Below are 26,132 nucleotides of genomic sequence, written 5' to 3'. Positions count from 1 at the left end.
TGTCGTGTCTTTTGGTAACGAGGCTTGGAACTGACTCCATGATTGGAGTATAGGGCTTCAATAGGGCTAGAGGAAGTATCTGCCATTGATGGAGGAAAGCTGTAGTCCATCCTTCCTCTATAATCGAACTCTGGCATTGCAATCACCCAATTGGGTTAGTTGTAATTTGAGCTAGAACTTAGTCTGAAAATTTTTGTTTTAAGGATTATTTATGGCTGCTGATCGGGCGTCTGAGTCACCCAATCCAGGCTCTACATTAGAAGAAGTGAGAGCTACCCGTTTGCAAAAGGTTGAGCAGCTTAAACAAGCAGGCTTAACACCCTATGCCTATCGGTGGCAGTCTACCCATACTGCCCAGGTCTTACAAGAAAAATTTGTGGATTTGGCCAATGGGGAAGAAGAAGATTTTGAAGTTGCGATCGCAGGTCGCATCCTCGCCCGCCGTGTCTTTGGCAAATTAGCCTTCTTCAACCTCCAGGACGAAACGGGAACCATCCAGCTTTACTTAGAAAAAAAGCGCATCCAGGCCCAGATGGGTGAGCAAGATGAGCAAGCCTTTAACCACTTGAAGCAATGGACCGATGTGGGAGACTTTATTGGGGTTCAAGGCACGATCAAGCGCACGGAAAAAGGTGAACTCTCCGTCTATGTAAGGGAATACACCGTTCTCACCAAGTCTTTGTTGCCCTTACCAGACAAATGGCATGGTCTTACAGATATTGCCAAGCGATATCGCCAGCGCTATGTGGATCTCATCGTCAACCCCACCGTGCGGGAAACCTTTCGGCGGCGAGCCCAAATTACGGCCAGTATGCGCCGCTATTTAGATGATCAAGGGTTTATTGAAATTGAAACCCCCGTCTTAAATTCCGAGGCAGGCGGAGCAGAAGCGCGCCCCTTTGTCACCTACCACAACACCATGGAGATGGATCTGTATCTACGGATCGCCACAGAACTGCATTTAAAACGACTGATTGTGGGTGGCTTTGAAAAAGTCTTTGAACTGGGACGAGTCTTCCGCAACGAAGGGATTTCCACTCGCCACAATCCCGAATTTACCACCATCGAACTCTATCAAGCCTATGCCGATTACAACGACATGATGGCGTTAACCGAGGCGTTGATCTGTGCCGCAGCTGAGAGTGCGGTGGGCAGTTTGCAGATTCCCTACCAAGGCGAAACCATTGATCTCACGCCTCCTTGGCAGCGAGTCACTATGCATGAGGTGGTGCAGGAAAAAACAGGCCTAGACTTTGCCTCATTTACAACAGTAGCTGAGGCCCAAACAGCAGCCGCTAAAGCTGGCATCACAGGTGTAGAAGACTGTGAGAGTATTGGCCATATTCTCAACGAAGCCTTTGAGCAAACGGTAGAAGCCACGCTGATTCAACCCACCTTTGTCCTCGACTACCCTGTCGAGATTTCCCCCCTCGCCAAGCCCCACCGTTCTCAACCCGAGTTAGTCGAGCGGTTTGAACTATTTATCGTTGGTCGAGAGACCGCCAATAGTTTCTCAGAGTTGACCGATCCAGTGATTCAGCGTCAGCGCTTAGAAGCCCAAGCGGCTCGAAAAGAGGCGGGCGATCTAGAAGCCCATGGCGTCGATGAGGATTTCATTACCGCCTTGGAGTATGGAATGCCTCCCACAGGTGGGTTAGGGATTGGTATTGATCGCTTAGCAATGCTTCTCAGTGATGCTGCCAGCATCCGCGATGTAATTGCTTTCCCCTTGCTAAAGCCAGACAAGCCTGAAGAAGAGTAACTCACCCAACGTTTTCTGAATCTTACATATGACGATAGAAAATCTTGCCTAGAATGATAGGGGGCGTCTCCTGCTGCCTCTTGCTAGGAACACAGCCCTATCCCCTGCTATAGCTGCAACCCTTGGTGGATCGATATCCATTCTGAGGGTGTTACGGTCAGTCGCCGGGCTTGGTATTTTTAAGTATGGCTTGGAATCGATCAGGTATCTACGATGTCTTTGTTAGAGCAGCAACCCACCCGCTCCCACCGAAGTCGGCAAAGGCCCTGGTGGAACCGCCCTTTGATTGGACAACAAAGTATGGTCGAGCGGATGAGTGCAGTTCTTCGCCGCTTTAAGAAAGAAGACGTACCTGATCGCGCCGTTGCGGCCCATGCAGAGGCCCTCCAAACGATTGGCCAACTGGTGAAGCGGGCTCAGCCCATTGATAGTAGCAAATTCGGCAACCCAGAGTTTTTGACCTTTGTTAAACTGAAACGTGCCTTTGCCGCAGGGCAGGACGGCTATAAACATCTAGATCGCTACTTGCAATTGCTCCATGCGGGGATTACAGCGAAAAATACCTTTATTGCCCTAGAGCGGATGGAGTTCAAATTCTTTGGCTCTAGGCAAGCGTTGCTCTATAAATATGTGGAAACCCTGTTTCAAAGCAAAATACAACAAGCTGAATTTTTAGAGAAAGTCCAGGCCAAGTTTTCTGAAGTCTACCCTCAACTACGGACAGAAGATGGTAAGGCTGCCTTGGAAAAGTACTACCAGCATTTAGAAACGATTACCCAACATCAATTTGGCTTTAGGCTCTTGCGCTCCTTTAAGCGCCATAAGCTCACAAACTATTCCATTCTCAATACCATTGCCAATGTTATCAATGGTCTCAATCGCTTGGATCTCCATGATTTGGGCGTCCTTAACTCGGAGGTGATTGCTCACTACGAAACCTTTCAGCAGTTGGGAGAGATTTTAGGCATGCCAGAGGCCCTGATCAATCCCAAAACCTTTGGGCGCATGTTGCAATATATTGCCTTAGAAGAGAAATATAGAACGGCCTATCCCAAGTTTCAGGCCTTAGTGGTTCTGCTAGAGCAATGGCATCAGCAATTCACTATTGCTCAGAATCTCCGCCATGAATATGGTCCCAAACAGTATCGACGTGTGAAGGCATTTTCAACGCCCATTCCAGGTGTTGATCTGTATGACAAATATAAAGCTTATTTTAATTAGGGCTTGCGCTCCAAGCCCGTCTACCCTTGGCAGGCTGGTTACCACTGGCGCTGGATAATCTGTATATTTTGAATCATGGCTGCATGAATTTCGGGACCCGCCATTTGTACCAAAAACGGTATCAGTCTGGGCAGGCTGAGGAAGAACCGGTCATGCTCCAGATGGGTCAGGGCGTGGAGAATCTTGCACCACAGCGGGTAATCCACCTGAGAGGGATGCAGTTGTGACAGCAGACGGTTGAGCGATTTAGCGCAGTTGATTGGATCCTCAAAATCAAAGGTGGTGGCTAGTGTCTGCTGGAGGACTGGATCGGGAAGAAATGCAGTCAAAGCATGAATCGCCTGTTGTCTGGCATCGCCAGGACTCAGTTTAATATTCAAGGCGGTTCGTTGAGCTTTGAGGGTCCCTAAAACGGTTGCATAGACTTTATTATCCTGGAACTGATGCCAGAGTTCTCGGATATGTATGAGGATGTTTTTAGAGCTGTAGGGAATGATTTCATCCAGAATCCGCTGTCGATGCTCCTGATCTCGGATCTGTTTTGCGATCGCACAGACCTCCTTCAGTTGCTGCTCCTTTAAGTGGGGAGCCAGTTGGTGAATGGCCCATACTTGAGGATCCATCCTCTTGATTTGGCAAGCAGACTTCAGAGCGGCTGGGATCAATTTGGGCCAGCGCTGGGCCAGAATCCAGTACGCTTCGAACTCTACCTCAACATCTTGGCATTGGGTAATGGCAAGCAGCGCTGAGGGCATCAGGGATTTATCTTGAACGGCCAAACGACTGAGGGCAGTTGCTCGTGTGGTTGGATCAGAAACGGCCTCTATCCGCGCCTTGATATCCCCTTGCATGGTTAAGGGAAGATGGGAAAAAAGTCCGCACAAAGCCTGACATTGCGCTGATTCCGAGGGGAATGCCTCAATGATCTCGATCAGTTTGCCACTGATACTAGCTGAGGGATGATAGGCACTAATGGGTAGGAGTGCACAGCGGACCGCCACGGGATTCTTAAATGTATCTAGGATCGTGAGGGCTAAATGGATATCAATCTCAGTCAATCTCGGGGCCAGTTTTCCCAGTGCGATCGCACAAGCCATTTCACTTGGAATCGTACAAGCCGTTTGAAAGGCCACTGTAAGCAGTTGTGGATGTTGCGGCAGGAGCTGGATTAGCAGATCGACACGGGCAGCGGCATCTGGCAAGACATGGATCAACGCCAACAGCTTGGGTAGGTGAGCACCAGAGATATTCGGAATAATTGCCCTCAGCAGATCAGCATAGACGGCTTCCTCCTCAACATTGCTCTGGGCCGCCTGCGCTAACATCTGCAAATACATTGCCTGGGTCTGCGGCCAACGCCTAACAATGCCACAGGCCGCCACCATGGATTCAGTCAGGTTCAAGGTTTGAGTAATGGCAAGGATCTGATCCAAGTCCGATGTGGGCAGAACAGCGGCTAATTCTCGCAGCACCATCGCCTTGTCACCGTCTGTGTCTAGGATCTCTACCCTCCTGAGTAGCTCAGGATAAAGCACTGGATCCAGCAACGGCACCAGAATACGGAGTAACTGGGCCTGATGGTTGCAGTGAGGTTGTTGCTGAATCACGTTCAGCAACTCGGGGTGCTCGGTCGACGGCAATGCTGGGATCAAGTTTTGGAGAACTGCAAATCGATGTTGGGGATCTAGAACCCGTTCTAAGTAGGCCAGGCTTTGAGCGGCCGTCCAAACCTGTTGATGGACAAAGGCAGCCACCAGGTTTGCTGGCAGACGACTCCCGGCATAAGAGACCACGGTCATCAGAGCGTATCGACATTGCAGTTGAATGGCCTGAACAGGGGCTTGCGCATACATGTCCTCTGCCAACTGCCATGCTAAGGCTAGATCTCGGTCAAAACAGTGCAGAGATCCTGTGCGATCGCACGTTTCATACCAGCCATTGGCTCCCGACTCAGCGTCCTCTTGCAGAAGCAAATGAATTTCGTCGCATTGGTTTGCCCCTTGCAGATGCCAGGTGAGATGGGCATAAATATAGCCATCATCCTCAAGGGTATGCCACAGCTGCTGGTAGGTCCGGGCTCGATAGCGGTCAATCAGAAGGGTATGGGCTTGCTGCGGGGACAGCTGCTCCCTGTAGAGCAAACACTGATAGGCCTCTTGATGTAGCGCAACGGGGAGTTGATAGGTTCGAGGTTGATCTGCCCGCGCGATCACCCCTCGCTGTTTTACCCAGTGTTGGAGTATGGCATCGGTATCCTCCACGGGCTGCTGCCAAAGGGTTGCTGCGGTTTTAGCCGTAAAGCTGGCATTTTCGGCTAAAATCCCTAGCCAAGCAAAAAATTCTTCGGGGTCTGCAATCCTGGATTGCGGATCGTGAACTTCTATGGGGTCGGCAGCAGAAGCATCAGCGCTATCTCGCTCTTTCTGGGCTGAACCCTCCTCGACAGCAGGGCCAGCTTCTTCGGAAAGCCCCTCGGGTGATCGAGGAATAAGTAGGGGTTCTAAACGCTTCACATCGGTGAACGCTAAGTTCTGAGACAACCAAACTTAGTATTCCCCATCGCTTCAGAGGATAGGACAAAGGCAAGGCTGCTCCGCCCTTCACAAGGGCGGAAGCGCTCGCTATTATCTACCAGGGTCAGACGTGCCCGCGTCGTTTTGCCATTCCGGGCTTAACTGTCGGAAATCTAGATTGGACACACCAGGGTGGCACTGCACACAGGTCTCCGGGGTGACTGACTCAGTAAACTCAACCCCGGGATGCAAGACTTTAAAGAAAAGCGATCGCTGGACTCGATAGGGAACCGGGCGGAGTCCATCTTCTTTCATGGGACGCGAGAAAAAACTGAGATACTCCCACGTTTGGGTCAGCTCAGGATTGCGGAACTCGGGCAGCCTCACGCCGTAGTGGTTCGTCTCCGGCAACAGCGTCTGCCACGTTTGGCTGGGCAATACTTGAGGCGGCAACGCCACATGACAGGTGCCACAGCGTTGACGGTAGAGCTGTTCGCCTTGCTTAAGTTGGGGAGGGACCGGATCAACACTCCCGACTGCGTCCTGAGGTTGGGAGGGTGACGAAGCTTGGGCTACATGGACTGGTTCTGTGGCCATCGAAGATTGGATGCGAGACAGTCCCCAGCCCAGAAAACAACTCCAGAGACTTAACAGCACGATCAGGCTCCAAATCGAGCGTCGTCGTCGCCTTTTCCTCAGTTTTGACATCTTCAACCCTGTCGATTACCACTGTCTGATTATGATTCAGACCTGTTCGTCATTGTTCCGAACTCAACTCAGCCGCAGGCCCTGACACCCATTCTGCAGGGCTTTTGTCCGCCCCCCTGACCAGAATAATAGTGGCCTCCGTGCCTTGTGCGATCGCAACCGGGATATTCCCTTTGAGCGCTTGATGAACCAACCCAGTCGGACTGGCACCAATCATAATCATATCGGTTTGCTGAAGGCGTGCCAGTTCAACAATTGCGTCCGCTATATTTTGAGCGCAAATTTGTGTACAAGTGACCATACTGTCCGGACACTGCTGCCGGAGGAACTGGACATAATGATCGAGGAAATTCTGATCCGGCAAATTCTTTGTCGGCGCGTACACCTGAAAGAGTTTGATGACTGGCGTCTTACTCATGGGCATTAAAGCAGGCAGTAATTGAATCGCTTGTTGGACATTGGGACCCCCCGAAACGGGGACCAACCAGCGATGGGGTTGACCCGTCTTAAAATTTTTAGCCGGTCGAATCACCAACACTTGGCTCTGGGCCTGACGAAGAATCGTCCGTACCGTGGGATTCCCAATTTGCCCTCCCGTGAAAAACTGCCCCTGCCACCCCATCAGTAGCAGATTGATATGTTCGTGTTGCTCCACCTCTAGAATGGCTTGGGGAATATCTTGAGCAACCCTGATCTGGGTATGGACGGACACCTGATGGCGTTGCCCATATCGCACTGCCTTTTGCAGCAGTCTCTTACTTTTGGTCATGCTGACAGGGGTTTCGGCTGGTAGGCGATTTCGAGGCAGACGAATAATGTGGAGGCATTCCAGTTCATAGTTGAGGGCTTGAGCCATCACCACTGCAACTTTTAATAATGTTTCTGCCGTTTGAGGATTGGCTAAGGGCAGGAGAATTCGCCCCTCACCCGTGGCTGGACCACGAGTCAGATAGACGCCATAGGACGGGGCAAAGGATGTTGTGTCCTGTTGTTTCTGGCTGGTGATGTGATCAAACTCAGCCCGAATAATATCAGCCCGCGTAATAATGCCCACCAATTTTCGCCCATCCATCACCGGGAGGCGACTGATCCGAGAGCGATTCAAGATATACAGCACATCAGACAGTGAAGCGTGGGGATTAACCGTCAAGGGTTGAGGTGTCATAATATCCCGAATTAACATATTTCCAGGCTGTTGCTGCTGCGTCACCCGGTTGAGATCAGTTCGACTTAAAATTCCAACCAAACGCCGATTGTCGAGAATAGGGAAACCGCGATGATGAGAGCGTGCAAAGATCTGTCGGGCTTGATCGAGCGGCAGATAGCTGGGTAAGGTTTCAACTTGGCGTTCCATAATATCGTCAGCAGTCAGTGCATCTAGCATCCGTTGGGCAGAGGGGGCCACGTTTTGGAGTTGAATACCCTGTTGCTGGAGCAGCAAATCATAAATGGAACGCTGACTGATTTGATCAGCGGTTAAGTAGGCCACCACAGAGCTAATCATGAGGGGGAGGACCAGGTTAAAATCCCGAGTAATTTCAAAAATAATTACGATTCCGGTCACTGGTACCCTACTCACTGCCCCAAAAAATGCCCCCATACCGACTAAGGCATAGGTTGTCGGTAAACCCGCATGGAGTACATTGACTTGTCCAAGTCCGACTAAATTGCCCAATGCGGCCCCCATCACCAGGCTAGGGGCAAATAATCCGCCTGGCGCTCCAGAGCCATAGGCAATCAGGGTCAAACTAAACTGGACGACAAAGGCCATGAGGGCAAGCTGCCAGCCGACCGTGCCTAATCCTAATAGTCCTCTCAATCCAGTGTTGTCTTGAAAAATGCTGGGTAACTGCCCCACCACTCCCCCACAGATCGCTCCGGCCATACCCATCCGCCAAGGGAGTCCAATCGCTGTCAGTCGTTGATTGAGCTTCACACTGAGGAGTAATCCTCGGTTGAACACGGCTCCCAATCCCCCCGCCAAAAGACCTAAAAAGATAAAAAAGGGAATCTCGGGCACAGAAAAGCTAGTGGTCGCAGTCACCTGTTCAAAGTTAATGGATAGATTTTGTCCACCGAGGACATGAGCCACCACTGCTCCGATAAAAGAGGACAGAATAGCTGTCCCCAACGTTAGCCCCGATAAATCGTGGAGTAGCTCTTCGACAATAAACAGAACGCCAGCAATAGGGGCAGCAAACCCGGCGGCTAAGCCTGCGCCTGCCCCCGCAGCAATCATTTGACGACGGTGATCTGGAGCCGTGGGAAACCAGTAGCTGAGTTGAGCCGCCAGCGCCGCACCCAGCTGAACCGTAGGTCCTTGCCGACCTAAGGTTAACCCTGCCCCTAAGGCCGTAATCCCACTCATCAATTTCACGAGGGCCACTTGCCAATTCAGGGCAATGGGGAATTGAGCCAGTGCAGCTTTAACTTGGGGAATGCCACTCCCTTTCGCATCAGGGGCAATGGTTTCAATCAGCAGGCCCGACACAAAGCCACCGCCAAACCCAATCACCGGCAAAACGAGAGGAGCAGAAAAATGGCCAGCATAATAGACTCGCCACCCCCCCATCCAACCAATCCCTTCTTGGAGAGACACCGCTGCCAATCCTGACACTAAACCAATCAAACAAGCTTCAAGAATCGCGAAGCGACTAGATTGGGTAAGGTAGCGCAGAGGACGAAACGCTAAGCGAAAGCGCATAGGGGCAAGAGCACAAACCCTAGTTTGTGTCGTTAACAGTATCTCGTTGTTGTAAAGGATTGAAGTATTCGCTCAGCCCTTCACTGGCAAGGGATAACCCAATGGATAGCAGCGCCATCGCTAATCCAGGGAATAGCGTTGTCCACCAAATATCACCGGTGAAATCTTCCAGGGCAATTTTTAAGTCATATCCCCACTCTGGGATATCAGCAGGTAATCCTAACCCCAAAAATCCAAGGGCACCCAACGTCAACACAGAGTCTGCTGCATTGAGAGAAAACAATACAGGCACACTTTGAATCACATTACCAAACAAGTACCGAGAAATAATGCGCCAAGGAGAGGCACCCAGCGCTCTGGCGGCTTCTACAAATAGTTCTGTTTTAATGCTAACGGTATGGTTGCGCACCACACGATAGTACTTGGGAACGTAGGCAACCCCCAAGGCGGCCGCAGCACTAGGCACGCCTCGGGCCGCTTCTCCAATCGAAAAGGACAGCGTCACCGCAATTAAGAGGCCGGGAATGGCATATATGGAATCCATGAGAAAGAGTAACGTGCGATCCACCCAACCGCCTAAATAACCACTAAGTAGACCTAAAATAACGCCAAATATAACGCTAAATATTGTTGCAGCCACCACTACTTGCAATGCAGCTCGGGCACCATAAAGGGTTCGCGCGAATACGTCATGTCCAAGCTGGTCCGTCCCAAACCAATATTTCGCTGAGGGTGGGCTGTGTTTGGAATTGCCAATAAAGAAATTTGGATCTTGAATCCAATGCCACTGTTCTAGCGTGGGAGCTAATAACGCAATCACGATAAAGACAATCGTGATCAAAATCCCGGTCAACATCAACCCCAAGGAGAGGTTAATGCGGCGTGGGAACGGCAAAAATCGTGGCCAAACTTTAGTTGAAGTCATTGGCAAAACACAAATATAGATTAAAGAAGTCACAAGAATTGATGCAGAATTCCAGGAAAATGTTACAAAAATTCTGATTCTTTGGTCGATTTTAGGGTACACTCTAGACCACAATCCCCTTCAATTTTTTGGTGTGGTGTAGGCCATTGGATACTCTTAAAACAATTTCTTCCCCCGTTAGCATAGTGGATCAACCCGTCTCGACAAAAGCATACTCGTCGATTCTCGAGGTTTGGGGCGGTACACCACTCCAAGGCAAAGTTAAAATTAGCGGTGCTAAAAACTCAGCTCTGGTGCTTATGGCTGGAGCTCTCCTATGTTCGGAACCCTGTCGTTTACGAAATGTTCCCTCTCTCGCTGATATTCAGGGAATGGCCAAAATCCTCCAAACTTTAGGGGTCAAGATCAAGCAAGACGACGATGTTCTAGAACTTGACCCGACCCACATCACAACCACAGATGCCCCCTATGAACTCGTCAGTAAACTGAGAGCTAGCTTTTTTGCGATTGGTCCCTTGCTGGCTCGCATGGGTGTTGCCAAAGTTCCCTTGCCCGGTGGCTGTGCGATTGGTGCTAGACCCGTCGAAATTCATGTTCGGGGCTTGAAGCAGATGGGAGCTGAAGTTTATATCGAGCATGGTGTCGTCCATGCCTATGCCTCTCGGCTTAAAGGGGCCAAAATTTATCTCGACTATCCAAGTGTTGGCGCGACAGAAACACTAATGATGGCCGCAACCCTGGCTGAAGGTGAAACCATCTTAGATAATGCTGCCCAAGAGCCTGAGGTGGCTGACTTAGCCAACTTCTGTCGATCGATGGGGGCCAAAATTACGGGGGCTGGGACCAAAACCATTACGATTTCGGGTGTTCCCAAACTCCATGGAACGGATTACAGCATTGTGCCGGATCGGATTGAAGCAGGCACGTTTCTAATGGCGGGAGCAATCACCCATTCCGATATTCTCCTAACCCCCGTAGTTCCCGAGCATTTAACGGCTGTAATTGCCAAGCTAAGAGCCATTGGATTCCAAGTGACACCAGATGCGAAACAAGGACTACGAATTCAGTCCAAAGGCGTTCATGCAGGAACTGAAATAGAGACTCTGCCCTACCCTGGCTTTCCAACCGATATGCAGTCCTTGTTTATGGCGCTGCTAACCTTGAGCGATGGAAATAGCGTCGTCACCGAGACAGTGTTTGAAAACCGTCTGGGCCATGTCCCCGAATTGGTCAGAATGGGAGCTGACATTCGAGTGAAAGGTAATATTGCCGTGATTCGGGGTGTTCCGTTCTTGTCGGGGGCACCCGTTACAGGTACTGATCTACGTGCAACTGCAGCGCTAGTGGTTGCAGCCTTAGCCGCCAAGGGTAAAACCAGCATTGAAGGGTTGCAGCATCTCGATCGCGGTTATGCAAACTTTGAGCAAAAGTTACGGGGTTTAGGCGCTAAAATTGAGCGAGTTTCTATCGCTGATTCCTAATTCTAGCTCTGCCCTATTCAAGATTGGTATCAATAGTTAGCTGCAGGACTGGGTTCTGGCATGCTAAAAATAGCGTGAGACCTAAAGCGTCTAAGGTTGCTCAACGCCAATATCTTCATGCCAAAGTTGTGGCGTTGTTTGAATGAACGCTTGCATCATTTGGTAACACGTGGGGTGATCTAAGACCGTAACCTTCACGCCATGGGCTTTGAGCAAGGCTTCTTCGCCCATAAAGGTTCGATTCTCGCCAATGACAACATGAGGAATCTTGTAGAGTAAAATAGCGCCTGTACACATGCTGCAAGGAGACAGTGTGGTATATAGCGTTACCTGCTGATAAAACATCGCGGGTTGACGTCCAAGAGATTCCAGCGCACTCATCTCTGCATGCAGAATTGCGCTACTTCGCTGTACCCTAAGATTATGGCCGCGACCTACAATGATCCCGTCCTTTACCACAGCTGATCCAATGGGAATTCCCCCAGCAGTGAGTCCCAGCTTAGCCTCTTGGATCGCTGCCTCCATAAATGGGTCTAAAGTCATTTTCTGAACCAATAGACAAATCAGTGGGGGTGAAGATTAACCTTTTAGCTTTTTAGCCAGCATTTGATTCGTGGCTTTAGGATCTGCGCGCCCACTGGTTCGCTTCATTACTTGTCCCATAAAAAAGCCTTGCAGTTTAGTTTTACCGTTGCGGTACTGCTCCAACTCTTGGGGGTGATCGGCTAACACTTCATCAATCAGAGATTCCAGGGTAGCAGTATCCGAAATCTGAGTGAGTCCTTTTTTCTCAACTAACTTTTTAGGAGAACTGCCTTTTGTGAGTAGCTCTGGTAAGAGTTCTTTGGCAATTTTGCCGCTAATGGTGTTAGCTTCAATTAGCTCAATCAGCTCCGCTAAGGCTTTAGGAGTTAAGGCGATATCAGTAATGGATAAGTTCTCATTGTTGAGATATCCAGTGATATCTCCCATCAGCCAGTTGGCCGCTTGTTTAGCAGAAGCCCCTGCTTTTAAGGTTGCCTCGAAATATTGGGTAAGGGCATGATCATCCGTGAGGATGCGAGTGTCATAGGGGGACAATCCAATTTCTTCTTCATACCGATGACGCTTGGCGGCAGGAAGTTCAGGCAATTCCGACTGCCATTGCTTTAGAAGTTTGGGGGCAACTTCAATGGGGGTCAGATCGGGTTCTGGGAAATATCGATAGTCACTGGAGCCTTCTTTACTGCGCATACCAATGGTGCGCTGTGCCCCTTCTTCCCATAGGCGGGTCTCTTGAATAATGGTCTCGCCGGACTCAATGGCTTCAATTTGGCGGGCGATTTCATAGTCAATGGCGCGCTGAATGGCACTAAAGGAGTTCATGTTTTTGATCTCTACCTTAGTCCCAAATTCCTTCTGGCCCTGGGGACGGACGGAAATATTGACGTCACACCGCAGAGAACCTTCCTGCATATTGCCGTCACTGACGCCGAGATACCGAACAATTCGGCGAATCTCTTGGGCATATTCTGCTGCTTCTATGCCCGTACGCATATCGGGCTCGGAGACAATCTCAATCAGGGGGACCCCCGTTCGGTTGAAGTCGACTAGGGAATGGGTCGAACCTGCTAAGCGGTCGCTACCGCCATGCACCAGTTTGCCCGCATCTTCTTCCATGTGTAGACGGGTAATGCCGATTTTCTTGCGAGTGGCTTCCCCTTGCTCATCAACGATTTCGACTTCTAACCAGCCATGCTCAGCAATCGGTAGGTCGAACTGAGAGACTTGATAGTTTTTAGGTAGGTCAGGATAAAAGTATTGCTTGCGATCGAATTTGCTGTATTTGGCAATCTCACAATTGAGGGCGCGACCCGCCTTGACGGCATATTCCAAAACGGTTTCGTTAAGAACAGGCAACACACCCGGCATACCCATGCACACGGGGCAGACTTGGTGATTCGGATCTGCACCAAAGGCAGTGGCGCAGTTACAAAAGATTTTGGTGTCGGTACTGAGCTGGCAATGGGTTTCTAAACCAATTACTGCTTCATATTCAGTCTTTGCAGGAGCCTTAGTAACCATGTAGCGTTTGCCTTATTGCAATAACTCCTCTCCATTCTAGAAGGTTTAGCGTCTAGAACAGTTAACCAGGTCGATTGTTCAGCGTTTTGCAGTGGCCCCGATGTTGCTCACTTGGTCACACTTGCCTCGTTGCCAGAGACTAGGGTCAAGATTGGAAAAGCTTGGAGGAAGGGCAACTCCCACCAAGCGATCTGTACTTAAATCAATTTGACAGCTTTGAGACCGTAGTAGAGTCCTAGTGCTATCCCAGTAAAAGTGCTGAGAAATAGTACGTATGCGATAAAACCCATGCGAATACCTCTAACTGAATGTGATGGTAACGATAGTGTTACATTCTACTCTTGAGTAGCTTATCGGATGGGAATCACACCTGTCCAAGTTTTTGATAGAAAAATATTTTCGATGGGGTATTACTGTTCAGAGCTGTTCGCTCCCATGCCTCCTAGGCCTCAAGAAATTCATTGAGATCTTCAATGGTACGCGTCAATTCTGCCTCTGTGGTGAGTCGAATTCGATCATCTCGAATGGTAAGCAATACTTTTGCAGCGTATGGACTGGGCCAGATATTAGGATTGCAAAAGCATTCCAAAAAGATATCTCCTGTATACTGATATTCCATTGAGGGTTGAGGCTGAACCTTTTCCCCAGGTGTTTTATTGGCAACTGCTTTTAGGCTTTGCACTAAGGTGGCAATCTCAGCTTTAAACGCCTGAGCGGCTTCAGACGTAAAACTAAAGGTCACAGATCCTTCTATTAAATTGAGTTTCAGTTGAGCAGAAGACATAAAGAGAATAGTGAATTGCTATATCCCTCAATAGTACCTGTCTATTAGGTGCATAAATGAACTTGAGGGAACTCTAGCCGTTTGTTCTCTAGCACGAAGACCTCCATAATCAGAGAATTCGTTACAGAATGATTGATCAATATGAAATGGGGAACATCCTAAGAGAAGACAGCATCATGCAGATATGTACTAAAAAAAATGATGAAATGTGTCTAGAATCGGCTACATTACTTAACTTTAGTAGCACTTCGGTGCAATGAAAGCTTAAATAGATGAATTATCAGCATCTAAATTTTAATTGTCGGATGCCGTGTTGCTGATATAGATCAGTTCCTTGGTGTTATTGGATTATTTTCTATCTAAAGGAGAAGTTTATATGGTTCGTTCTATTCGAACACTCTCAGCCACTCTCACCGTCGCTAGTACACTGAGTTGCTCTAGTCTGTTGTTGCCTGCTCGGGTTAGCGCTAACCCCACAAACCCAAGTCAAATTGCATCGGCGAAATATACTTACAACCCACACCTAGTGCGCCTATATACCTATGAATGCACCAAGAAATTACAAGAGGTGAAGGGAGAATCAATCGATCAAGCCACTCAGATCTGTCAATGCTCTATTACAAAGATGCAACAGCAACATCCACAATCTCAAGCAATTCGAATCTTTAATCAGGCCAATGCCCAGATGAAAACAGATCCGCATGTCATGCCTAAGGAATTGTCTCCTTTCTTTACGCCTTGCATTTCCACAAGAGGTTAGCTGCCGCTATTAAAGAGGAGGTAATCGCATATAAAGGATACTTGTTGTAGTCCTTAAATACTAACAAGGTCCTAAATCCTCTTTGAAGCTGGCGCTCGCTATTCCTACCCATAGAATGATGGAGTGGAACCATCAGCCATTCCCATTGAAGAGCGAATACTATTAGGGAAACGCTGAGCCCAGAGGGATAAACGCCAACCTTCCGCTCGCCACAATCTTACTGAATAGACATGGTGTTAACAGCAACAAGCCCTGAATTAATGGGTGCGTTGCTGGATTTGTTTGTTCATTGGTACCTGTGTCAGGCTAAAGATTGGACTGAAGGAACGCTCCCTCTTTAGCCGAGATTATACGCTCTATTTTGCTCGATAGAAGGGGTTCTAGACGTTTGCGGAGAACTCAAGATTTGTGGTTACCGTTCCATCGGTCACCATAGCCAGATGTTTGACTATCAGCGATAAGGTTTTAATCCCAATTTATGAAGGAACCTAGCGCTTGATTTAATACGCTAATGTTTCCAACGTCTGTTTGAGATAAGAGCGGACCAAAATATCTAAGGTAGTGCCTTGAGCATTCGCGTCAAGTCCCTGCTCTAACACCCAGCGCTTAAACCCTGAACTCCCAGAAATCACTTCCCTTAGATCGGGCCAAAATACATCAGTATGGTCGAAGAGAGAACGGGGTGTGGTAGGAGACGTAAGAGAACTCATAGTTGTCTTCCAAAGTAGGTGAGGAATAATCACTCGGCATTTAAATCTTCTTTAAGAATAGCCGAGTTTAGGGGAGCATGCATACCGTGCCGTTCAACAAAAATGCATCATTAGTAATGTGCGAGAACACGGGCAGCGCTCGCCTTTTGCAAGTTGGATAAGCCATTCGAGATTTGCATCAGCACAATCTCAGCATACTCACAGTGAAGGCTCAAGATTGTGCTGGGGAATACAAATGCAGGGAGCAGCTAGGTGGAAGACAAGGTTCGACGCTTCGTTACCATCTGATAGGCTTCGATGCGATCACCTTCGACCCAGCCACTAAAGTTATCTACTCCAACGCCACATTCATAACCCGAATTTACTTCACGCACATCATCTTTCATCCGTTTGAGGGAATCTAGGATACCTTCAAACACAGTCTCGTTATTGCGCTGAACCCGAAGACGACAATTGCGCAGGAGTTTGCCAGACTGGATGTAACAGCCTGCGATCGCACCCCGTCCCACTGGGAACACGGCCCGTACTTCGGCTTCGCCTAAGTCTTCTTCGACGAATTCAGGTTCTAGGAGACCTTCCATAGCGCCTTCAATGTCTTCGAGGAGCTTGTAGATAATGTCGTACTCACGGATATCAACCCCAGCTCGGTCGGCAGCTTGTCGAGCCCCACTGGCTAAGCTGGTATTGAAACCAATAATGACAGCCCCACTGGCAGAAGCCAAATCCACATCTGTTTCGCTGATTTCGCCGGGAGCAGACAGCAACACGCGAACTTGAACTTCATTCTGCGGCAGTTGAGCCAGGGACCCTAACAGCGCTTCAAGAGATCCCTGCACATCTGCTTTGATGATCAAGTTCAGTTCTTTCAGTTCTCCTTCCCGGGCCTGTTCAGACAAGGCATTGAGAGAGACACGGCGAGAAGCCATAGCTTGCTGTAAGCGAGTATGGCGCTGCTGATCGGTGCGCTGTCCGGCCTGAGAACGAGCTTCTTTCTCATCCCCGAAGACTTCAAATTCTTCGCCCGCCGCCGGCACTTCACTCATCCCCAACACCTCAACGGCAAAGGAGGGACTGGCGGAATCGACGCGGGCACCCCGATCGTCCACCATCGCCCGCACTTTACCAAAGACAGACCCAGCGACTAACACATCGCCGACTCGGAGGGTACCATTTTGGACGAGTAAGCTAGCAACCGGACCTTTGGCCTTATCTAAGTGAGCTTCAATCACCGTTCCCTTAGCTGAGCGATCTGGGTTGGCCTGCAAATCTTCCACTTCAGCGACCAGCAGCACCATTTCCAGTAGCGTATCCAGGTTTTCTCCTTTCAGGGCGCTGACTGGCACCATCACCGTTTCACCCCCCCAGTCTTCTGGGACGAGATTATGCTCGCTCAACTCTTGACGGACTCGGTCCAATTGGGCGCCTTCTTTGTCGATTTTATTGATGGCAACAATAATGGGAACTTCGGCTGCCCGCGCATGGCTAATGGCTTCTAAGGTTTGTGGACGCACGCCGTCGTCGGCCGCCACCACCAGAATGGCAATATCCGTCACGCGTGTCCCCCGAGCCCGCATCGCGGTGAAGGCTTCGTGACCGGGAGTATCGAGAAATACAACCTGTTGCACCCCGTCTTCGTGGGGTAGGTCCACGTGGTAAGCCCCAATATGCTGGGTAATACCACCCGCTTCCCCTTGGGCCACCTTCGTTTCGCGAATTGCATCCAAGAGAGTGGTCTTACCATGATCCACGTGGCCCATAATGGTGACCACAGGGGGGCGAGATTGAAGTTTCTCTAGATCTTCAACGTCCAGCATTTCTGAGACTTTACGGGCCTCAGATTCCTCTTCCTCCGTTTCGACCAAACAATCTAGCTCTTCTGCCACCATTGTGGCGGTTTCAATATCGAGAACCTGATTGATATTGGCCGCAATTCCCTTCATAAAGAGAATCTTAATCACCTCTGTTTCAGGTACAACGAGTTCTGCTGCTAACGCTTGGACCGTCAACTCAGAGGTCAAAGTCAGCATTGTTGGCCGTTCGACTTCTGCCTCTTGCTGTTGACGATAGCGATTGCGCTGTCGTCGGTTGCCACCTTTGGAGGGACTTGGAGCCCGACTGATCGGAACCGTCGTGGGTTTCGACTGCTTCATAGATTTGGGCTTAGGCGGGCGGACCAGAGATTGGCTGACATCAACCACCGCTTGGCTATTGGTATCATCGCCGCCTAAGAGATCATCTTCATCTTCTTCTAGGGCTTTTTGGTTACGCCGTTTTTGCTTTAGACTTGCCTTAGATGCCTTAACAGGACGCTCTTCCAGCTCCTCTGTCTTAGAAGAACGTTTATCTTTTTTCTGGCGAGATGTGGGCGGTTTTAGGACTAAAAGCTCGGTCGTGTCATTGTCGGGCGTGCCTGAGCGTGCGGCAACGGCTTCTTCTGCTTCTTTCTTGGCCTGCTGTTTGGCCTTCGTAATCGAAATCGGACGGATCAAACGAGGCTGGGAGGGTTCCTCCGGCGCAGGTTTGGTGGGAGGGGTGGGTTTAGAAACAGCCACCTTTTCCACAGGGCTTGCTGGCGCTTCTGGAGCAGCGGGCTCTGGCGGTTGGTTCAAGGTGGGCTTTTTCAAGAGTTGAGGCTTAACCATCTCCGGCACTTGAGTGGCGGGTTTGGTCAATACCTTCTCTACCACCGGAGGCGGAGACAAAGTGGGGCCAGAGCTAGGGGTGGGAGAAGACGCGGGCTTGCGAACTGGGGCTGGCTCCTGACGGGCAACCGGTTGTTTAGGGGTCTGAGCGGCTGGGCGAACAGGTTTAGGCGCTTGCAGTGGTTCAGGCGGTGTTGCAGTACTGGTAGACGCAGAGGGGGCAACCGGCTCAGCAGGCTTAGATTTTTGTTTGCGAATCTCAAGAATTTGCTGTTTCTTAGGACGATTGGGCTTGTTAGATTTTGAAATCGGCTGTGGTTTACGGTTGGTTCCCGCTTTAACAGGAGCTTTACGATTGGGTGGGCGGCTCGATGAAGGGCTGGGAGCAGCAGCCCGAATTTTTTCTGCTTCGGCTTCAGTGATCGTGCTGCTATGGTTCTTAACAGCAATATCCAGCTGATCGCAAACTGCCAAAATATCTTTATTCTCCAAATTTAACTCTCTTGATAGCTCGTAAATTCTAACTTTGTGACTGCTACTCATCCAATGGCCCCTTTTGTCTCCTGTGATCTTACATAGTTCTACCCTTTATGCTTTTGGGATAAGGATATGTTTAGTGCTGTTTCTTAGAGTCTAGTCCTTAGATTGGCTCTATTGGCTAGGCACTAAAATACTCAACGTTTCAATGGATCAAGTTCCTTCAATATGCATTATCCATGCTGTTTGACCAACGAACGACTGGCAGAACAGACTTTCATATCGTAAGTTGGCTTATATTCACTCTAGATCAAGCATCCACTGTATGGGAGGGATAATCAAGCACTCTCCCTATTATCAACTATTTTTTGTGCACGTAAGTTTAAGAGTTGGTCGCCTAACGTGTGCAGGTGTATCGGGTCAAACTGGGTGACCACCTGCTATGTGTCTAGTTGATTTGGACAGTCGATCTTAATCCTCTGTCTCTGCTATCAATTCCTCCTCCTCTGAGTGATCAGTATTCTCAGGCTCTGACAGGGATTCACTACTAGTCGCAGATACGTCCGTTTCCTCAACGGCTTCAACCGGATCAGTAGGAGTGGGTTCTATGCTAACGCCCTCACCCTCCCCTTCAATATCAGTTTGTTGCGATCGCAACTCGCCCAACTGTAAATCCTCCGCTTCTTGGTCATAATTAGCGATATCTTTAATATCAATTTTCCAACCTGTCAGTCGGGCAGCTAATCTGACATTCTGTCCTTCTTTACCAATGGCTAGGCTCAGCTGATCTTCAGCCACTAAAACATGGGCCTGACGTTCTTCGGTGTCAATCAACCGGACAGCGTCTACACGGGCGGGGCTGAGCGCATTGGCAATATAAGTGGCGGGATCGGGGGACCAGCGAATCACGTCGATCTTTTCCCCTCGCAGCTCATTGACCACGGCTTGGATGCGTGATCCCCGTGCGCCAATACAGGCACCCACAGGGTCAACATCTCTTTCCAGCGTATCCACCGCAATTTTGGTGCGCGGACCCACTTGGCGAGAGGGGGGATTGGCTTCTCGGGCCACGGCCACAATCCGCACCACCTCATCTTCAATTTCTGGGACCTCATTAGCAAAGAGGTAGACTACTAACCCGGCATCGGCTCTAGATACCACGAGTTGGGGACCCCGATGGGGACCATCCGCCACGCGTTTGAGAAAGACTTTGAAGGTGGCATTGGCTCGATAGTTATCATTGGGAAGCTGTTCTCGCTTGGGCAGCTCCGCTTCAACCTCTGGTTGGCCGAAGGCACTGGTCACGGCCATAATCACAGAACGGCGCTCAAACCGGAGGACGCGGGCCTGAAGAACCGTTTTTTCTAAATCTTGAAACTCTTCTTGAATCAGTTTGCGTTGTTGATCTCTGAGTTTTTGCGAAAGCACCTGTTTGGTCTGGATAGCAGCCATCCGTCCAAATTCGTTCTGTTCAGGCGTGACATCTAAAACAACGGTGTCTCCCAGCTGGGCTTCTGGCGCGACTTCTCGCACTTCTGTTAGGGCAATCTGATGATCGGTACTTTCCACATCATCAACGATCATTTTGGTGGCTAAGACGAGAAATCCTTCTTCCTCGACATCTAATTCAACGTCAAAGTTATAAAAATACTCTTCATCAAACTGGGCACCACTGTCTAACAGCAATGTCCGGCGGTACCGTTCATATCCCTTGAGCAGCGCCTCTTGGAGTGCAGCTTCCACTGCTGGTTTGGGTAGGTTGCGTTCACGACTGATCACCTCAATCATTTCTGCTAAACCAGGTAACTGAACCATTGACATAGGCTTACTCCATTACTGACAGGGCGTGAGAAGAGGACATTAGGGGGCGAGAAAAGACTGGCGGACAGTCGTTAGGCTGGGGAGTCATAGAGCTGCACTTGCAAGATTTCTTCCCGAGGGATTTTAATAGTTCGACCTTTTTGGTTGAGTTGAACGAATTGGTCATCTCGACCGGTGAGATTGCCAATCCACTGATGATGGCCCCGATAGGGTTGGTGGGTTTGGATCAGCACGGGAAACCCCCTAAAGGAAACGAAGTCGCGATCGCACGTCAGTAGCGTTGACAGCCCTGGACTGGAAATCTCCAGCACATAAGCCTCTGGGAAAACATCCGCGTCGTCCAAGACCGTTTCTAACGCACGACTCATTTTCTCGCAATCTTCTAAACCCGTATCCGCATCACCATTGCGAATATCAACTCGCAACACTGGTGGACTCTGGTTGGTTTGGAACACAGCGCCCACCACTTCTAAATTAAATTGGGCTGCTACAGGGGTAGCAAGGTCGATTACTTGAGGGATCAGTGGATGTGCCATGGAAATAACCCTGACAATAAAAAAAGTGGGTTAACACCCACCCTAAAAGCTCAAGCATGCGCAAGAGCCACAGGCAAAATAATGCCTACTCAGGTCTTAGTGTAGCGCAGCCCGACTCACATTGGGCGAATTGGCAGGATTAAGACACTGAAGGCTATTGCTGAGAAGATCCTGGAATGACCTGTACAGAAGATAATCGACCTGACTCATAGGTGACTTGACGCAAATGCTCAACCTCAGCAGCGGCTCCCTCGCCACTTTTTGACTCTAGGCGTTGCAAAATCGTCAGCTTGGTCTCTTCCAAAAAGTCTGTGAGTAGGGACTGGATTTCATCTAGAGTTTCTTGATTTTGCAGCTCACCCCGTAAGGCATCCGTAAAATGTTCTCCTAGCTGATCGAAGATATCCTTCCCTTTCTGATCATTTAAGACCTTCGTCAGAGTGGACTGAGACGTTTGGGTGAGTTGTTTCGACACTTGCTGGGCAATCACATTGGGAAGCGTCATCATCCCGGGCAATTGTTGAGCCTGCCGATAGAACGGAATATCACTCAAGGCTTCCACAATGGCATGGCGAATCACATTCTCTAGGTCGGGGGTTAGTTGCGGTAAAACTTTGTAAATAGTGATTTTGACAGCTTGAAGAATCAGCTCTTCTATCTCATTCACCTCATTAATCTCGACCGTCTCAGTCTCAGGGTTCAGCAGCCATTGCTCAATTACGCCTTGCTCGATGGCATCCTGAGCAATGCCAACGGACTGCACCAAGACGATTTCCGTCATATCTCCAGCTAGACTTTCGGCTAAGAACCGATTGATTTGAGTTTGCATCCGGCTGAGATTAATCCAGCCCACCTGATGCAGCCGCAAGGTGATCGGCAAAATGCGTAGAATTCGCCAAATGGGTATGAAAAAGAGGAGATCATACCAACGCCAAAAAATCGTATCTTTCCAACTAGTCCCCTGGCGGCGACGACTCAAGTAGAAGGTGCGGACCAAATAGTCCAATCCAAACAGGAGGACGAAGGGCAAATCAATAACGACGAAGAAGTCAACAAAATCGCCGCTTTCCCCAAAGGGACGATAGTAGTTAGAGGCAATCAGAGGTCGAATATCTTTATTGAAAAATTCGAGTTCCCGCGTCCATAGGTTCTTCTTGAGGTAATCGACACTCCAAAACTCTCGAAAGGAGCCCTTGGCCGACTCATTATCCAGTTGCTCCCGCATCCGGTTCTTGATCTTTTCTAGGGTTCCGGTTTTGTTGGCAAGCTCAAAGGGATTTTCATTGACCATTGCTTCACTTTGGTCCCGAATTTGGGCCAATAGCTTCTCTATCTCTGGCCCTTCTGGTCCAGATTTAGCAAGTTGTTGCTCTATTTGGTCAACGGTTTCTAAATATTGCTGGGTATCTCGGTAAGGCTCGATGCCCTTGATGGGGTCATAGAGTTCTGTAATTTGGGGCAGTCGACTTAAATAAAAATCTCGAAACGGAATATAGGTGATATTGAAGAGTACTAAGCTCAAATTCGCTAGAGCCGCTAGGGCCATTAGTCGATCTAAGCCCAATAACCAAGGATTACGCCGAGTTCGTCGTCTTTTGTATTGCTTCGTATTGTTGCGACTAACGGGGGTCGAGGGCATACCAGAAGATAAAGAAGAACATCAGGATGATAGCGAACTTTATGCAGACCCTAGGACTGCTTGGAGTCGGCTTCTAAATTCCCCTTTGGGATGTCCGCCTTTGACTTCGCCCAAAACTGAAAACTCTGCATCAGGGGAGTCACAAATAATATAGGTGGGCCAACCCATCTCTGATTTATCGGGGTATTGAGTCAGGAGGATTTTGCGATATTTGCGGTAAGTTGCAGTGTCCTGCATTTTGACATCAATAAATTCTAAGCCCAGCTCTTCTGTGACCTTCTGATCATAGAAGGACATTTTGTGGCAAATCCCACAGTCTTCAGAAGAGAACTTGATGACGGCTCTACCCATTTTTGCTTACCTTAAATAGCCCAGTGTGCGTTATTGTCCATGCTATCAGTCCGAGTGAATCCCTCAAATCCATCGGTCGGTCCATACCCATCTTTGGTGACATGGGGGTACGGGGGACTGAAAGCAACGAATTAGGATTTGGCAGAGTACATTAGAAGGTATGAGTGAGTCTTACAAAGTTATTAGTGATAATCGCCAAGCCCGATTTCAATACGAAATCCTAGAGGTGTTTGAGGCAGGCCTTGCCTTAACTGGCACGGAAGTTAAATCGATTCGAGCGGGGAAAGTGAACCTGCGTGATGGCTTTGCCCAAATCCGGAAGGAGGAAGCCTTCCTACTGAATGTGCATGTCTCCCCCCATACTAATGCTGGCCAGTTTTTTAATCATGACCCTCGGCGGACCCGCAAACTCTTGATGCATCGCCAAGAGATTCGCAAGTTAATTGGCAAAACTGAGCAAAAAGGACTGACTCTAGTGCCACTGAAGCTTTATCTGCAGCGCGGCTGGATTAAAGTAACGATTGGCCTAGCGCGGGGTAAGAAACTCCACGATAAGCGGGAATCGATCAAGAAACGTCAGGATAAACGAGATATGGAGCGGGCCTTAAAGCGGGGGGCTGAGTAGGGTTGAGCACAGAGGAGCTTACGCCCTAGCCTGCCAAGTGCCATGAAACCCAAAGGGGATAATTTCGGCCAGTCCTAAAACGGCTACAGGACCTGCATCTAACTGATTCGCTGAAAAAATTTGCACGGTACTTTGATCCTGGTTGCCATCAAAGACCACGGTTAACAACCACCCTTGATCAGAACTGTTGGGATCAGGGGCATAAATTGCTTCCATGGGGTAACAGCCAGAAGGAAAGGCCATACTTGTGACAGCTAAGGTTGTGCCATCAATTCGAGCAATGCAGTCAAACATTTCCTCTACCGGTCGTTGGGTATGGGAATGATGGTTCAAGTAAATGGCGGTAGTCTTCTGTCCGGTTTCCAGGGGGGAAATGGTCGGGAATTCGCAACCAAAGTTAAACAACGGTTCGTTGGACAGAATCTGGTTGGATTGAGGATTAATCTTGAGCTGCCATAGCTTCCCGGTCGCAGGGGTTTGCGGATAGCCTGTGACCACTTCCTTTAGCCACTGATTGGTTTGGAAATCCTCATAGCGAACATAGTCCACGACAATATTCCCGGCAGCATCTTCATAGCCATTGCCAAAGTGCCATTGGAACCAAGGATCCGTTTCAAAACGAGTTACCTCTTCAAAGGTGTCGCGATCGATGATGATGATTTGTGTTCCCTGGTGGGGTTGCCACTGCAAAGCATCGCTTAAACTTTTTGTTGCCAACATAACGGGCAACATCTGCAATCGCAGTGGAGGCACCACAAATACGAGATAACGCCCCGCTAAAACAAAATCATGAACCATAGATAAACCCGGCAAGGGAATTGAAGCTTGCCGAACAATGTCGCCTGAGGCATAGCTGCCATAGATCTGAATATAGGTTTTGGGGCCAAAGATAACGCCAAAGTTATAGATGTTTCCCGTGTGTGGATCACGTTTGGGATGAGCAGAATAGGTGAGCTTGGTCGTTAAGCTTGAAAGGGTAGCCAATCCATGGGTTTCTAAGGTGACGGGATCAAGGGCATGGGGATTGCCGCCTTCCCAAAGGGCAAGCAATTTGTCAGGCAAGGCCAAAACCGAGGTATTGGCTACATTTTTTGGCGGAACTCCCCACCGTTTCCACACTGGACCAGGGGCCATTTGTCCATAGCCAGAGTAAAGAAATTGATCTTTGGCTTCTTCTGCCTGTAGTTCTTGGGTTTGGACATAGCGGTAACGGGCTGTTGCCTCTCCATCGTCAAAGTGAACAGCTAAAATACCGCCGTCTCCGTCAAACCAGTGATCGACCGTTTGCTCCTGGCGAGATAAACGCCCAGGGCCATTGCGATATAGGGTGCCCTGAAGACCTTCAGGGATTTGGCCAGACAACAGGGGTAGGGAGATGGGACCAAATTCCGTAGCGGGGGTTGCGATCGCACGGACCCACAAGGGCTTTCCTTGAGCAAAGTGGTCTCGTTGGGTATCACGGTATTGAGTGTGCATGGACACCTAAATATCACTGAAACAATGGATGAGCTAACTTTACCCCAAGATACAAGGTAGCCCCCTTGAACAGGGGGCTGATGGTGTCGCGTTAGGACCTACCAGAGCGCTCGCACGGGGGGTGGAGATTCAGGCTCATCACGAGAGGGGGCAGCCGTTTCTTGTTCAGGTGCAGGTCGTTCTATTGGAGCAGGGGATTGTTCCGTCGGTGTTGCTGATGGCTCACGAGAGTCACTGGGACGAATGACTTCGCCTGGACTCGTTTCCCCTTGAGGTGTCGTTTGGGTAGTTCCGGTTTCAGGACTTGTGCTGGGCACGTTTCCCGGTTGCGGAGACGGTGACGGTACAGGAAACGGGAATGGCTGGGACGTCGATCCACTCGATGGCTCTGTATTAGGTTGAGGTGCAGGAGTTGCTCCTGGGATTGGTTCTGGATTAGGTGTGGGTTGAGATGTTGGACCTGGAACAGAGCCAGGTGTTGGTACAGGTGTAGATCCTGGCCCTGGCGTGGGGATTGGCATAGGAAATGGTACAGATCCAGGCGTGGGTTCTGGAGTCGGTTCTGGCTCAGGCTCAGGAGTTGGCTCAGGCTCTGGTTCCGGAGTTGGTTCTGGTTCAGGTTCAGGTTCCGGAGTTGGCTCAGGTTCAGGTTCCGGAGTTGGTTCTGGTTCAGGTTCTGGAGTTGGTTCTGGTTCAGGTTCTGGAGTTGGTTCAGGTTCTGGAGTTGGTTCAGGTTCAGGAGTTGTTTCAGGTTCAGGAGTTGGCTCATCTGAACCATTGTTATTGCCTGCGACGCTGGTAATTCTACTGCCTGTAGAATCTGAATCAATTGTTTCTAGTGCAGCCTGGCTGAAATAACCATTCAGCTTATCTATCGTCAGTGAACCCTGCAAATTTCCAATTGAAGGGCTTGGCCATCGTGCGGTTAAAGTA

Annotated in this window: 20 protein-coding genes and 1 pseudogene; 5 read left to right on the top strand and 16 right to left on the bottom strand. The window is 49.5% G+C overall.

The annotated features are described in order from the left end of the window. Nucleotides 1-211 precede the first annotated feature (211 nt). Together lysS and Q0986_RS16000 are read left to right on the top strand one after the other, a co-directional pair. Nucleotides 212-1,762: a lysine--tRNA ligase gene (gene lysS, locus Q0986_RS16005; RefSeq protein WP_299412475.1), complete on the top strand. Its 1,551-nt coding sequence runs from the start codon at nucleotides 212-214 to the stop codon at nucleotides 1,760-1,762. A gap of 213 nt (nucleotides 1,763-1,975) precedes the next feature. Next, nucleotides 1,976-2,983: a hypothetical protein gene (locus Q0986_RS16000; RefSeq protein WP_299412470.1), complete on the top strand. Its 1,008-nt coding sequence runs from the start codon at nucleotides 1,976-1,978 to the stop codon at nucleotides 2,981-2,983. Between the two features lie 38 nt (nucleotides 2,984-3,021). Here Q0986_RS16000 and Q0986_RS15995 read toward each other — a convergent pair whose 3' ends face one another. The 4 genes from Q0986_RS15995 to Q0986_RS15980 form a co-directional block, all read right to left on the bottom strand. Continuing rightward, nucleotides 3,022-5,523, bottom strand: coding sequence for a hypothetical protein (locus Q0986_RS15995; protein ID WP_299412466.1), 2,502 nt, complete (start codon nucleotides 5,521-5,523; stop codon nucleotides 3,022-3,024). Between the two features lie 84 nt (nucleotides 5,524-5,607). Continuing rightward, a complete protein-coding gene (locus Q0986_RS15990) occupies nucleotides 5,608-6,153 on the bottom strand; it encodes a hypothetical protein (protein ID WP_299412463.1) in 546 nt (181 codons plus the stop codon). A 100-nt stretch (nucleotides 6,154-6,253) separates the two neighbouring features. Further along, nucleotides 6,254-8,908 (bottom strand): chloride channel protein, encoded by a 2,655-nt coding sequence (locus tag Q0986_RS15985; protein WP_299412459.1) that lies wholly within the window; start codon nucleotides 8,906-8,908, stop codon nucleotides 6,254-6,256. Between the two features lie 19 nt (nucleotides 8,909-8,927). Continuing rightward, nucleotides 8,928-9,833 carry an ABC transporter permease gene (locus tag Q0986_RS15980; RefSeq protein WP_299412456.1) on the bottom strand — a complete coding sequence of 302 codons (906 nt, stop codon included), beginning with the start codon at nucleotides 9,831-9,833 and terminating at the stop codon, nucleotides 8,928-8,930. A 185-nt stretch (nucleotides 9,834-10,018) separates the two neighbouring features. On the opposite strand from Q0986_RS15980, the gene murA reads away from it, so the two are divergent. Then, entirely contained in the window at nucleotides 10,019-11,314 is a 1,296-nt protein-coding gene (gene murA, locus Q0986_RS15975; protein WP_299412532.1) for a UDP-N-acetylglucosamine 1-carboxyvinyltransferase, read from the top strand. Nucleotides 11,315-11,404: 90 nt separating this feature from the next. On the opposite strand, the gene Q0986_RS15970 is transcribed toward murA, so the two are convergent. The 4 genes from Q0986_RS15970 to Q0986_RS15955 all read right to left on the bottom strand — a co-directional run bounded on the left by Q0986_RS15970 (nucleotide 11,405) and on the right by Q0986_RS15955 (nucleotide 14,162). After that, nucleotides 11,405-11,857 carry a nucleoside deaminase gene (locus Q0986_RS15970; RefSeq protein ID WP_299412453.1) on the bottom strand — a complete coding sequence of 151 codons (453 nt, stop codon included), beginning with the start codon at nucleotides 11,855-11,857 and terminating at the stop codon, nucleotides 11,405-11,407. A gap of 36 nt (nucleotides 11,858-11,893) precedes the next feature. Further along, complete coding sequence (gene gatB / locus Q0986_RS15965; RefSeq protein WP_299412449.1) at nucleotides 11,894-13,378, bottom strand: Asp-tRNA(Asn)/Glu-tRNA(Gln) amidotransferase subunit GatB; 1,485 nt, start codon at nucleotides 13,376-13,378, stop codon at nucleotides 11,894-11,896. Between the two features lie 197 nt (nucleotides 13,379-13,575). Beyond that, a complete protein-coding gene (gene petL / locus Q0986_RS15960) occupies nucleotides 13,576-13,668 on the bottom strand; it encodes a cytochrome b6-f complex subunit PetL (protein ID WP_299412446.1) in 93 nt (30 codons plus the stop codon). Nucleotides 13,669-13,820: 152 nt separating this feature from the next. Continuing rightward, complete coding sequence (locus Q0986_RS15955) at nucleotides 13,821-14,162, bottom strand: hypothetical protein (protein ID WP_299412443.1); 342 nt, start codon at nucleotides 14,160-14,162, stop codon at nucleotides 13,821-13,823. Between the two features lie 376 nt (nucleotides 14,163-14,538). On the opposite strand from Q0986_RS15955, the gene Q0986_RS15950 reads away from it, so the two are divergent. Further along, nucleotides 14,539-14,922 carry a hypothetical protein gene (locus Q0986_RS15950; protein WP_299412440.1) on the top strand — a complete coding sequence of 128 codons (384 nt, stop codon included), beginning with the start codon at nucleotides 14,539-14,541 and terminating at the stop codon, nucleotides 14,920-14,922. Between the two features lie 500 nt (nucleotides 14,923-15,422). Here Q0986_RS15950 and Q0986_RS15945 read toward each other — a convergent pair whose 3' ends face one another. The 6 genes from Q0986_RS15945 to Q0986_RS15920 all read right to left on the bottom strand — a co-directional run bounded on the left by Q0986_RS15945 (nucleotide 15,423) and on the right by Q0986_RS15920 (nucleotide 23,098). Next, entirely contained in the window at nucleotides 15,423-15,632 is a 210-nt protein-coding gene (locus Q0986_RS15945; RefSeq protein WP_299412437.1) for a hypothetical protein, read from the bottom strand. 248 nt (nucleotides 15,633-15,880) lie between these two features. Beyond that, entirely contained in the window at nucleotides 15,881-18,817 is a 2,937-nt protein-coding gene (gene infB, locus Q0986_RS15940; protein ID WP_299412434.1) for a translation initiation factor IF-2, read from the bottom strand. 405 nt (nucleotides 18,818-19,222) lie between these two features. Next, nucleotides 19,223-20,572 carry a transcription termination factor NusA gene (gene nusA, locus Q0986_RS15935; RefSeq protein WP_299412431.1) on the bottom strand — a complete coding sequence of 450 codons (1,350 nt, stop codon included), beginning with the start codon at nucleotides 20,570-20,572 and terminating at the stop codon, nucleotides 19,223-19,225. Between the two features lie 71 nt (nucleotides 20,573-20,643). Continuing rightward, the gene (gene rimP, locus Q0986_RS15930; RefSeq protein WP_299412428.1) at nucleotides 20,644-21,108 is read right to left on the bottom strand and encodes a ribosome maturation factor RimP; all 465 of its coding nucleotides are present in this window, start codon (nucleotides 21,106-21,108) and stop codon (nucleotides 20,644-20,646) included. 154 nt (nucleotides 21,109-21,262) lie between these two features. Next, nucleotides 21,263-22,747 (bottom strand): hypothetical protein, encoded by a 1,485-nt coding sequence (locus tag Q0986_RS15925; RefSeq protein ID WP_299412425.1) that lies wholly within the window; start codon nucleotides 22,745-22,747, stop codon nucleotides 21,263-21,265. Between the two features lie 39 nt (nucleotides 22,748-22,786). Continuing rightward, nucleotides 22,787-23,098 carry a thioredoxin family protein gene (locus tag Q0986_RS15920; RefSeq protein ID WP_299412422.1) on the bottom strand — a complete coding sequence of 104 codons (312 nt, stop codon included), beginning with the start codon at nucleotides 23,096-23,098 and terminating at the stop codon, nucleotides 22,787-22,789. 160 nt (nucleotides 23,099-23,258) lie between these two features. On the opposite strand from Q0986_RS15920, the gene smpB reads away from it, so the two are divergent. Further along, the gene (smpB, locus tag Q0986_RS15915) at nucleotides 23,259-23,723 is read left to right on the top strand and encodes an SsrA-binding protein SmpB (RefSeq protein WP_299412419.1); all 465 of its coding nucleotides are present in this window, start codon (nucleotides 23,259-23,261) and stop codon (nucleotides 23,721-23,723) included. An 18-nt stretch (nucleotides 23,724-23,741) separates the two neighbouring features. On the opposite strand, the gene Q0986_RS15910 is transcribed toward smpB, so the two are convergent. Both Q0986_RS15910 and Q0986_RS15905 read right to left on the bottom strand, forming a co-directional pair. Next, nucleotides 23,742-25,199, bottom strand: a complete 1,458-nt coding sequence (locus Q0986_RS15910; protein ID WP_299412416.1) for a carotenoid oxygenase family protein — start codon at nucleotides 25,197-25,199, stop codon at nucleotides 23,742-23,744. Nucleotides 25,200-25,297: 98 nt separating this feature from the next. Then, nucleotides 25,298-26,132 (bottom strand): annotated as a pseudogene (locus Q0986_RS15905) (sodium:calcium exchanger); the annotation flags it as partial.

The organism is Acaryochloris sp. IP29b_bin.148, assembly GCF_028285565.1.
In the GTDB taxonomy this organism is placed as follows: domain Bacteria; phylum Cyanobacteriota; class Cyanobacteriia; order Thermosynechococcales; family Thermosynechococcaceae; genus Acaryochloris.
Note: the sequence above shows the minus strand (reverse complement) of the source record. Positions and strands in the feature narration are given on the sequence as shown.